The 11,591-nt window shown below is 74.1% G+C and carries 5 protein-coding genes; 3 read left to right on the plus strand and 2 right to left on the minus strand.

Going from position 1 to position 11,591, the window contains the following annotated elements:
• Position 1 precedes the first annotated feature (1 nt).
• On the plus strand, positions 2-607 hold the full coding sequence (gene rpsD, locus AC6EXY_RS04470) for a 30S ribosomal protein S4 (RefSeq protein WP_101833342.1): 606 nt from the start codon (positions 2-4) through the stop codon (positions 605-607).
• A 757-nt stretch (positions 608-1,364) separates the two neighbouring features.
• On the plus strand, positions 1,365-5,975 hold the full coding sequence (locus AC6EXY_RS04475; RefSeq protein WP_499816755.1) for a peptidoglycan-binding protein LysM: 4,611 nt from the start codon (positions 1,365-1,367) through the stop codon (positions 5,973-5,975).
• Positions 5,976-6,060: 85 nt separating this feature from the next.
• Here the strand turns inward: AC6EXY_RS04475 and AC6EXY_RS04480 are convergent, their stop codons facing one another.
• A complete protein-coding gene (locus tag AC6EXY_RS04480; protein ID WP_499816754.1) occupies positions 6,061-7,665 on the minus strand; it encodes a DMT family transporter in 1,605 nt (534 codons plus the stop codon).
• 551 nt (positions 7,666-8,216) lie between these two features.
• Here AC6EXY_RS04480 and AC6EXY_RS04485 point away from each other — a divergent pair.
• Positions 8,217-10,046, plus strand: coding sequence for a glycoside hydrolase family 3 protein (locus AC6EXY_RS04485; protein ID WP_101831881.1), 1,830 nt, complete (start codon positions 8,217-8,219; stop codon positions 10,044-10,046).
• Positions 10,047-10,130: 84 nt separating this feature from the next.
• On the opposite strand, the gene AC6EXY_RS04490 is transcribed toward AC6EXY_RS04485, so the two are convergent.
• Positions 10,131-10,991: an SAM-dependent methyltransferase gene (locus AC6EXY_RS04490; RefSeq protein ID WP_101831882.1), complete on the minus strand. Its 861-nt coding sequence runs from the start codon at positions 10,989-10,991 to the stop codon at positions 10,131-10,133.
• Between the last annotated feature and the right edge of the window lie 600 nt (positions 10,992-11,591).

Consider the following 11,591-nt stretch of genomic DNA (forward strand, 5'->3'; position numbering starts at 1 on the left):
GTTGCGCCACAAGCCGGTGGTCAAGTTGAGCCGGAGCCTCGGCCTGCCCCTCTCGGACAAGGCCGTGCGGTACTACGAGCGGCGCCCGTTCCCCCCGGGCGTCCACGGTCAGCGCCGCGTGACGATGACGCCCTACAAGGAGCGGCTACGCGAGAAGCAGCGGTTGCGCTTCCAATACCACATCAGCGAGAAGCAGCTGCGCGCCGCGTTCACCCAGGCAACGCGAAGCGCCGGCAGGACCGGTCACGCCCTCCTCGAGGACCTGGAGACCCGGCTCGACGCGACCGTCTGGCGGTCCGGCCTGGCAAAGACGATCTACCAGGCTCGACAGTTCGTCAGCCACGGGCACATCCACGTCAACGGCCGCGGAGTCGACCGCCCGGGGCGGCGGGTGCAGCCGGGCGACGTCATCTCGGTCGCGCCCCGCAGCCGCTCCACGCCCCCGTTCCGACTGATCGCGGACGGGCCGGCCCCGACGGCCAGCACGCCGCCATACCTAAAGGTCCATCAACGCGAACTCACCGTGATCACGGAGAGACGGCCGCGCCGCCCCGAGATCCCGATCGTCTGCGACGAGCAGCTCGTCGTCGAGTACTACGCACGCTGAGCCGCCGCGCCCCAGCCCGCGACCGGTGCCACAGCCGTCGCCCGCGCGCGTGGTACCGCTCGGGAGCACCGGCGGGGCGAACCGACAGCCGCCGGATCGCCCCGCCTCCCGACCCACTTCGCCTGCCGCGGCGAAGTACTCCGAGCACGGACAATCGGGGACGGATGACTACTCAGTGCAAGACCAACCAGCGAACCCGAAGGCCATCAGGCGTAATGGATGCTCATCGTGCAGGGAAGACGTCAAATACGTCACCCCACCGCTCCCGTTCCGCGACCGCACTGGTACGGTTACAACCTGTTCGTCCTGCTGTCACCACTCGGCGCAGCGGCGTGAGGAGGCCGGATGCCCACAGCGCACCGCTCCCAGCGAACTTCCCCGCCTCGGCCGGCCGGCCGCACTTCTCAGTACCACACCGTTCACCGCCAGGTAGAACTACGTCTTCCCAACCATCGGATCCAGTCAATGGTCACAGGAAGGCCATGGAACTACTGCTTCACACGAAATTCCGGTCGCCGCCGCCCTAGCATGAGCGCCACACGGCGTGCCCCACGGACCAACGCCGCCCCGCGACTGGCACGCTCGTCCGCCCGACCCTGTACCTGATCGGGGACGATCCATGTCACCATCACCGTTCCCCCCGGCACCGTCGCCGTCCCAGCCGCCTGCTCGCTCCAGGCACCTCCGGCCGCCGGTCACCGAGCCGGGCGCCCCGGCCTCCCCACCGGCACCCCGGCCTCCCGGCGAGTCGGAGCTGGTGAGCACGTCCGCACGGGGAGTCCCGGCGCGCCAGTCGTTGCCGACCTCCACCGGCGACGAACGGGCGAGGGACCGTCGGCGTGCAGCTGCCGCACTCGCGGCGATCGTCATGGCGATCGCCGGGGTCCCCGTGCTGCTCGTCGTGGCGCTCGGTCCGCCGATCCAGGCCGGCGACGGAGCCGGAGCCGTGGCACGCGCGGTGGTGTCCCTGCTCTTCTGGGCCGCATGGGCGCACTTCCTCGCGTGCCTCATCGCGGAGTGGCGGGCCGAGGTGCGGGGAAGCGGTCTCGCGCCGCGTATTCCCCTCGGTGGCGCGCCCCAGGCGCTCGCCCGCCGGCTCATCGTCACCGCGTTACTCCTCTCGGGCACGACGGCGCTCATCGTCCCGATGACCTACAGTCAGGCGACGGCCGGCCCCATCCCCACCCGCCCGGCCGCGGCCCCTCGAGCCGTGCCGCCCTCGGCGCCTCGTCCGCAGCTGCCCCCCACGGAGCCGGCCGACGACGAGGACGGCGAGGTGCCACGCCGTGTGGTCGGCGACCCGCTCGGGAGCACGGAACACCGCGCACCGATCCGTGCATCCCGGCCGGCCCCGGCCCACGGTCACGGCGTCACGCCGCAGCGGGCATCCGGCAACCCTGTGGGAACAGCCACCGGCGCCACCGTCCGCCCGGTCCTCGAGCCGCCCTACCCGGATGATGCCGTCGATGGCCTGGTGACCCGCCACGGCGACGGCTACGACGACCGATACGACGACGATCTGTTCGGCGGGCCGGCTGGGACGGTCGGCCCCGGCGCTGACACGCCGGGTCCGGCAGAGACCGGATCGGCACACGGCGTCATGTCCGAGCCAGAGCAGGCCGCGTCTACCGGTCCACAGCCCACCGGTCAGACGACCGGATGGCCGTCTGACCGGCCGGGAAGCCGGCCCGAGCTGATCAGTCCTGTGATGGACCAGCACCGCCGGCTGATGCCCGGGGATCGGGTGGTCAAGCTATACGAGGTGCGCCCCGCCGAGGGGCGACATCATGACACTCTGTGGGGCATCGCCGAGCGGTTCCTGGGCGACGGCCTGCGATACCGAGAGATCTTCGACCTCAACGAAGGCCGGACCCAACCCGACGGGCGAACCCTGTCCAAACCTTCCCTGATCCACGCTGGATGGGTGCTGCTCCTACCCGCTGACGCCCAGGGCGAGGGCCTGCGGGTCCTACATGTTCCCGACGCCGCGAACGTCTGGTCCGAGGTCGCCGGTCAGGCCGATCCCGCGACGACGCTCGATGACGACGCCGACCTCGTCGATGACGCCGACGACAGCGCTCTGCCGCCGGGCAACGCGGATGGGGGATTCGCGGGCGGAAGGATCAGGGACATCGCCTGGTCCCACGATCCCGAGTCCATACCGCCAGGTTCCGGCGTGGGCGGGGGCGGACAGGAGACGTGGACTGGTCACAGCCGGCACGCCGTTGGCGCCGGCCCGAACGTGGACACGGCGGCCGATCCCGCGGCCAGCGACACGGCGTCGGCGGGCTGGGAGACGCCGGCCGTGTCGATCTCGGCGTTTCACACGCCGGAACCGGAGTTTCTGGGCCTTGCCGGCGCCGGGCTTCTCGCGGCCGGCGTCCTTGTCGCGCTGGCCGAGCGGAGAGCCGGGGCGACGCCGGCACCGACGGCGGCGGAGCAGGCGCTGCTGCTCGCCGCGGACCCCGACGCGGCCAGGTTCGTCGACCGCGCTCTTCGAGCCCTCGCCTCCGGCCTCACCGCCCAGGGACGCCTGCTCCCGCCCGTCTACGCGGCGATCCTCACCGACCAGACCATGATCCTTCACATGGCACCGGCCGAGGCCCAACCTCCTCCTGCGCCGTGGGTGCCCGGGGAGGTGGCGGGCTCGTGGCGGATCGATCGGATCCCCGGACTCCTGGACAGTCTCGGCGAGGACCTGGGCCCGTCGGCACCGGGTGGAGTGCCGGCGCCGTTCCCCGCGCTGGTCAGCTTCGGGCACGACGACGGCGGCAGCCGCATCCTGGTGGACATCGAAGGTGCGCCAGGAGTGATCAGCCTCCTCGGCGACCGAGCGGTCGCGACACAGATCGCGATCGCGGCAGCGCTCGAGCTGGCCACCAACATGTGGTCGGACGACCTGCGCGTCTGCTTCGTCGGATTTCCGCCCGACGACGCGCTCGGCGAACTTCTGGAGGTCGCACCAGAACGGCTGTGGGCCGCGCCGGACGTTCGGTACGCGCTCGACGAGCTGTCAGGACCCGAGGACGCGGACGCGGACGAGGACGGCGACGACTTCCCGCTGGAGGCCGGCCAGCGCATCGCCGGCAACCCTGGATCGCTCGCCCCCGACCTGCTCATCCTCGCGCAGCCGACCGAGGACAACGAGACCGCCCGGCTGATCAGGATGTCACAGGGGCGCCGCCATGCCATCGGGATCCTGACGATCGGCGACTCCCCCGCGGCACGGTGGCGTTTCACCGTCGATGCGGACCGACGGATGTCGCTCGGAGTGCTCGGCGTCGACGTGTGGGCGCAGGGCGTGGCCCCAGCCGAGTACCGAGCGATCGCCGCGCTGTTCCGTCACCCGGCAACCGCCGCCCCGGCCTCGCCACAAGCCGCCGCGGCCGCCGTGCCGCCGGGAGCGGCCGGAAGGGCGCCGGCGGGGGCCGGGGCAGCCGGAGCGGAGTCAACGGCCGGCGGATCGAGCGCCGCCTACCCCGCCGGGACGACATCCCCGAGTACCGGGACCGCCGGGGCGGCATCGCACGCACCCGGTGCCCGTGCGCCGGGGACGGACGACGACATCACCCGGCCACCGGCAAGACCTGGAACGGTGCCCGGCGCTGTCCCCTGGACACCGTCCCGTTCCGGCCTCGTACCCCAGCCCGCCGGCCCGGTCGACGCGCGGCCGCCGGGCCCTGACAACGACTCCACCCGTCCCCCCTCCGACGGGCGCCGCCATCCCGCCGAACCGCCACCCCCACCTCCTCCCGCCACCCCACCGACTCCATCCGCCTCGAAGCCTGCCCCGTACGGCACCCCCAGGCCCGGGACTGCCGGCCCAGGGGTGGTCACGGACAGCCAGAACACGTCGCCCACAGTGCGGGCTGCCTCTCTGTCCACCGACGAGCCGCCCAGAGCCGGCGCTGCCGCGCAACTGCTGTTCACTCCGGGGCGACCACGGATCCGGCCCACCGACCTCCCCCGCGTCCCACCCGTCCTCTACTTCGAAACCCCGCGCATGCGGGCCAACCGGGAGGCCGGCCAGTTCGCGGCCGGGGAGGCGCGGCCGACCGCGGTCACCCAACCAGCCGGTGCCAACCCGTCCCCCGCGTCCACGCACCCACTCCCGCCCGTGCCGCAACCGCCCCCCATGCCGCAACCGCCGCGCCCTGCCTCGGGGCCGCCCCATCCGACACCGACGCCCGAGCCGACACCGACGCCCGAGCCGACGCCACGCCGACCCGCACCGTCCCAGCAGTACGGCGTGCCGCCCGAGCGGGTTCCCACGCCCCCTCGCCCGGTCCTCCCGCCACGCCCGCCCGTACCGCCACCCAACGAAACCGTGCCACCCTCAGGTCCCGCGACGCCTGCCCCGATCCCGCCGGTCGGCTCGGTCGGTCCAGCCGTCGCGAACCAGCCGGGCACGACCGCCTGGCCGACCGGCGCATCCGCGCGGCCGTCGGCGAGCCCGACCTACACGGATGGGGATCCGACGATCCCGGATCCGCCTCGCCGTGGCGGACCACCCATCACTACCGGGATCTCCGGACCCGCGGCCGCTGGAGCCGGCGCCGCGACGCACGACCCGGCCCGCATGGACGAGCCCGAGGCCACCGGCGAGGCCCAGGTGCGGGTCCTCGGCACGCCCACGGTCGAGGCGCCGGGCCCGCAGCCGACGGTTGACCTCGACCTGCTCACCGAGCTCGTCGTCTACCTCGCCCTGCACCGGGAGGGAGCGCCGCAGCAGCAGCTCACCCAGGAGATCACGTTCGCGGGCGCCGATGCGGGAGACGTCGACGCCGTGCACACCGCCCTGGACCGGGCGCGGCACTGGCTGGGCGTCGACGCCGAGGGGCGCCCCAGGCTCACGGCGGACACACAGGGCCACTGGCGGCTGAGCGCCGAGGTGCGCTGTGACTGGGAGCTGTTCGTCGCCTACAGCCACCGGGCTGACATGGTCGGCAGCGACACCGAGGTGGACCTCACCACCGCGCTGCGGATGGTCAGCGGTCCACTGTGGACGACTCTGCCCGCCGATCGGTACCGGTGGGCGACGACCGGGCCGATCGCGCGCAGCACCCGGGCCGGCGTCGTCGACGTGGCCCACCGGCTCGCCGGCCTCACCCTCGGCTTCGGGGACACGATGACGGCCATGGCCGCCTGTCGGACCGGGCTTCGGGCCGTGCCCACCTCGGAGGTGCTCTGGCGAGACCTGCTGCGCACGGTCGCCGCCAGAGGCGACCGGCGGACCCTGGAGGCGGTGGTCACGGAGATGTACCGCTCGATCAGTGCCGGCGGCTCGCGCCGGGGTGGTCGGGCCGAGGCGGAGACGGACGCGCTGGTCCAGACGCTGCTGCCCGGATTCCGGCGAGGGCGCCGCTGAGCCGGCTCCATCCGCGCGTACCCCGGTGGTCGATCTGGTGGCCCGCGCGCCGGTCCAACCGATGGAAGCACGCCCGCGGCTTGGCTCAGGCTGTGCCGTGCTGAGCGAGTATCCGGCGGGTGGCGCGACGCAGTCGATCCGCCTGCCGACGCAGATCCTCGGCACGGGCGTCAAGTTCGCGGCGGGCTGCGAGCAGACCGTCGACGGGCACCAGGTCGTCGCCGAGCACGGTGCGCGCCCGCCCCCGCCGCAGCGGCTGGGTGGGCAGGTCGCCACAAGCGGCGCCGCCGCTTCGCCCGGAGCCACCACCCACACCAGCACCAGCACCAGCACCAGCACCGTAGGCCGCGCCCGCCCCACTGCTCACGCCGGCCATCTGGTGCCCGGGAGCTCGCGGTAGCCGGGCGAGGCCGCCTCGAGCGAGACGCCTGCCGCGCACCGAGCCGTCGCGGCGCACGGCCTTCACCGTTGTCACGGCCGCCACCGCCGTGGCGGGCACGCTGTCGCCCTCGGCCTGCACGGAGCGGGTTGCCGCCGCGCCCCGAGCGGGCAGGCCCGGCCCCACCGCCCGCGTCGCGACAGCGGGGGCCACCTCGACCGGGGGCTGGGAGCGCAACTGCTGCTCGAACCTGTCCCGCTCGTCGGCGAGACTCGCGAGTTCCTCGCCGATGCGGTCGAGGTCGCGGCTCAGCCGCTTGCGCAGTCGCCGGATCGCCGGGTTGGCCGGGCCGGTCCGCCGGCTTGCCCGCAGGTCGTGGCGCAGCCGCTCCAGGTCGTGGTGGACCTGCTCCTCCAGCCGCGACAGGCGACCCTGGGCCTGGCGGGCCGCCAGCCGTGACAACTGCCCGGTGATCAGTGGCGATCTGGCCAGCGTCCGCACGCCGACGGTCATCACGACGAGGCCGATGATCTCGGCGACGATGGCGAGCGGCGCCAGCCGCAGCCCCCCGCCGAGCAGGGTCACCCCGATCACCACGCCGGCGAGTGGCTCGACGCTGACCGACGCGGGCAGCGAGGCCGGCAGCGGCGCCATCTCGTAGGCACTCTGCGCCAGGACCGCGCTGATCACGGCGGCTGCCGCCACCGCCCACGGGAACCAGGAACGAGCGAGCGCGTCGGCTCCCTGCGCGGTCAGGAGATGACCGGCGCCGCTGACGATCGCGGCCTGCAGCGCTGACAGCAGGCCCGCGGCCGCGGCCAGCAGCGGCGCGCGCCGCACGGCGGCCAGCCGCCGGGTGCCCCACACGGCCCAGAACACCAGCAGCCCGACGACGACGCCGGTCGTCACCCAGCCGACGGTCGTGGCGGCGCGGGCATCGCCCGAGTCCGGTTTCCCGGCGCATACGAACAGGGCGAGGCCGATGGCGGTCGCCGCAGCTGACAGCCAGTCCCGCCGGGGGACGACGCGCCGGGCGAGCAGGGCGGCGAGCGGCAGGGCGAACAGCAGCTGGCAGATCTGCAGAGGCTCGACGAGTGCCACCGCGCCGTGCGTCAGCGCCGCGGCTGCCAGCAGACTGCCCAGGCCGCCGATGGCGACACCGAGATCCCACAGCGGTCGCCGCACCAGCCAGAGCAGCAGCCGCAGCCGCAGGACGTCACCCGGCGGCGCGCGAAAGGCCACCCGCTGCTGGATGACGGCGGCGACGCCGAAACAGACCGCGGCTCCCAGGCCGAGCAGATAGGTCGCCACGCCTCCTCGATCCCACCATGGTCCCTCGCGCCCGAAGGCGAGAGCCGCATGTTCCCCAGCTCGTCGAACACTGGCTACCTCACAGGGTGACATGCCGGCGGGCGGCTGGCGGGCACAGGTTGTCCCGTTCCCCCCCATCCAGGCGTTGCGAACCCTGCCCCCGCAGCGAACGGCGGTCCGCCCGGCTTCCGTCTGCGAGCCGCGGCGATCTGCGTTCTGCCTGGCCACCGGCCTGCCGGCCATGGCAGAGGCCAAATCGGGCGAAGCGGGACCGGCTGCCGTGCGAGGTCGGCTGGACGACTGTTAGCAGAATGCGAACACGTCGGGTGGGTAGCCCGGACGGCGAGGTCCCCGCCGTGCGACGGGCGGCCATGCCACGCTGACATCTCCGTCGGCGGGTGGCGGCTGGTCCGGCCTCGGCCCGGGCGGTCGGAGATCGCCGTGCGCGTAACCTTTTGGCAATGAATGTCCCCTCCAGCTCCGTGCCCGCGGGGACCTCCGACGCCGCGCGCCGACACGGCCGGACGCCCCGGACGCACCGGAGTCGCCGGATGCGCCGGGTGTGCGCCGCGGCGCTGCTGGTGGTCGGCGTCCTGGTGGCGGCGGGGTGTCGCCCGGCGGGCGGCGGCTCCGCCGACGGTGATCGGCAGCAGGCCCCACGACGGGAGGCGCTCGGCCGCGCGATCGGCACCGAGGGGTCGATCACCCCCTCGCCCGCCGGTGCCGCGGCGGGCGGCTCGACGGCCACCGGCGGGCCGGCCTCGCCGACCGAGGCGCCGGGCGGCGGGCTGGACGACGGGCTGGCGGCGGACGACGCCGCGGCGTCGCGCTGGGTCGAGTCCACGCTCGCGGGCATGAGCCTGGAGGCGCGGATCGGCCAGCTGCTCATGGGCTACGTGTTCGGGACGTCCGCCGGGGACCGGGCGCCGCGCGCCGTCGCCGGCAATCGCCTCGTGGCCCACGCCGACACGGCGGCCGACGCCGTGCGCTCGCTCGGGCTCGGTGGGGTCACCCTGTTCGACGCCGGTGGGACGGGGCCGGGCGCGCTGCCCGACAACATCGTCGGACCGGCCCAGGTCCGTGGGTTGACGGCGGGCCTCCAGTCGGCGTCGGCCATCCCGTTGCTCGTCGCCGCCGACCAGGAGCAGGGGCCGGTGCTGCGGATCCGGGACGGGGTGACGCTGCTGCCCGACCAGATGGCGCAGGGCGCGGGTGGCCTGGTCGACGACGCGCGTGACGCCGCCCGGGTGACCGGGGCGGACCTGCGGGGGCTCGGTGTCAACGTCGACTTCGCGCCGGACGCGGACGTGAACACCAACCCCGCGAACCCGGTGATCGGCGAACGATCGTTCGGTGACGACCCCGCCGCCGTCGCCCGCTTCACCGCCGCCGCGGTGCGCGGCTTCTCGTCGGCCGGGGTCGCGGCGGCGGCGAAGCATTTTCCCGGCCACGGGTCGACCTCCGTCGACAGCCATCTGGACCTGCCGCTGGTGACGGCGTCGCGGGAGCGGCTGGCCGCGGTGGACCTGGCCCCCTTCCGGTCGGCGATCGCCGCGGGAGTGCCCATGGTGATGGTGGGTCACCTGCTCGTTCCCGCCCTCGACGCCGCCACGCCGACGTCCCTGTCCACGGCGACGGTGACGACGCTGCTGCGCCACGAGCTGGGCTTCGACGGCGTGGTCGTCACCGACGCGCTGAACATGGCGGCGATCACGAAGCGGTACTCCCCCGGCGAGGCGGCGGTGCGGGCCGTGCTTGCCGGCGTCGACCTGCTGCTCATGCCGCCGGATCTGGTCGCGGCGCGCGACGGCCTGCTCGGCGCGGTCCGGTCCGGGCGGGTCCCCGCCGGCCGGGTCGACGAATCGGTGCGCCGGGTGCTGCGGCTGAAGTGGCGCCTGGCGCACGCGTCGCCCCGACCGGCCGCCGACGGTGCCGCCGTGGCCGCGCGCATCGCGTCCCGATCGGTGACGCTGCTGGCCCGGAACTGCGGCGCCCTACCTCTGCGCGCCGGTTCGACGGCGACCGTCGTCGGCACGTCCACGGCGGCGGCCCGGCTGCGCGCGGCCCTCGCGGCGCGGGGCATCGCGGCGCCGGCGAACGGCGGACGGGCGGCTGCGACGGTCACGGTGGCCGGGGACGGGTCGGCCGCGCGGGCCGCCCCCGGCTCGATCGTCGTGTCCACCGGCGCGCCGTACCACGCACCGCCGGCACCCGCGGCCTGGCTGGCCACCTACTCCGCCGACCCTGCCTCGATCACGGCGCTGGCCGCGGTGCTCACCGGCGCGATCCCACCGTCTGGGCACCTCCCGGTGGCGACGACGTCGCCCGCCGGCCGCCCACTGGCACGCGGCTACGGGATGTCGGCCAGCGCCGCCTGCTGACCCTGCGGGGACGCATGTCCCCCAGGGGCCGTTCGGGGGGCGTCCCTTCCGCCCGCCGCACGCGACGGCGTGGGCCTCTCGGCGTCAGGGCACGCGGGCGACGACCCCGTAGCCTGCGATCTCGGCGTCGGTCAGGCCGGCTTCGTCAGAGGAGTCCGGCCGCCAGCGGTGCAGTACGGAGATGCCCGGGTCGACCAGGTCGAGCCCATCGAGCAGGCGCGCGATCTCGGCCCGGCCGCGGGCCTGGGCGGCCAGCCCGCGCCGGCGGTAGATGCCGATGAGCTCGTCCATCCGCTCGGGGGCGAAGTCCCCGGTCGCATGGCTGATCGTGAGATAGGAGCCGGCGGGCAGCGCGCCTGTCAGTGTGCGCACGATGTCCCGCAGCCCACGCTCGTCGGGGAAGAAGTGAAGGACGGCGATCAGGGACAGCGCGACCGGCCGACCGAGGTCGAAGGTCTCACGCAGCGCGGCGGAGGCGAGAATGGCCGCCGGGTCGTGCAGGTCGGCCTCCAGGTAGGCCGTGCGCCCCTCGGGGGTGCCGGTCAGTAGCGCGCGGGCCGCGGCGAGCACGATGGGATCGTTGTCGACATAGACGACGCGGGATTCCCGGGCGATCTCCTGCGCGACCTCATGCAGGTTAGGACTGGTGGGAATGCCCGTTCCGATGTCCAGGAACTGGCGGATCCCGGCCTCGCCGGCCAGGAACCGGGTGGCCCGGTGCAGGAAGGACCGGTTCGCGCGGGCGGTGGTGCGCAGCGTGGGGAACGTGGCGATCGCCTGCTCGGCCGCCTCCCGGTCGGCGGGGTAGTTGTCCTTGCCCCCGAGGTAATAGTCATACATGCGGGCCGTGTGCGGCTGATCGATTTTCAGCTCCACCGGTACGCGCTCCTCCGCGAGAGATTTCCACCACTTGCCGGTCGGCTCGTGCCGACCCACACCCGTCACTGCCGTGGCCCCCTCGGATTCCGGTTGACCCCCGCGGAATAGAGCCTAGCGTTTCGCCCATTTCGCTCGAACAGGCACCGAACCGACCAGGACGCGGGCCACCGCATTCCTCCCTGTCGCCGCAGGTCGCCGGCCTGACGACCGCGCCCCATCCGTTCCTGGTGCCGAGGAGTGCACGAGGCGTCGCGCCGGCGGCACCGCGGTGTGAGCCACGCCGCTCGCCCGTTTCCTTTGTCGCAAACGGGGCATCACGCCGAGAGGAGGCGGCATCATGTCCGCCCCTCGGGCCGCCGGACGTGCTCGTGGACGCCGTCTGGGTGGCAGACGCGCCGCCCGGCTCCGCCGGCCGGGCCGCCTCCCGGACGGGACGGCCCTGGACCGGGACGCGCCCGACGTCCGCGGCGGGATCGCGGCCGCGCCACCGAGCAGCACTGATCGACACGACGCCGACGACAACAACGCCGCCGACGCCGATGCCGATGTCGATACCCGATGTCGACGGCGTCGAGGCCCCTGACGACAGCGGACGACGAGACGTTCGCCGCAACCGACCGACTGCATGATCAGCCGGCCAGTGACACGTGATCAGCCGGGCCGGCA

Source organism: Frankia sp. RB5, assembly GCF_059816245.1.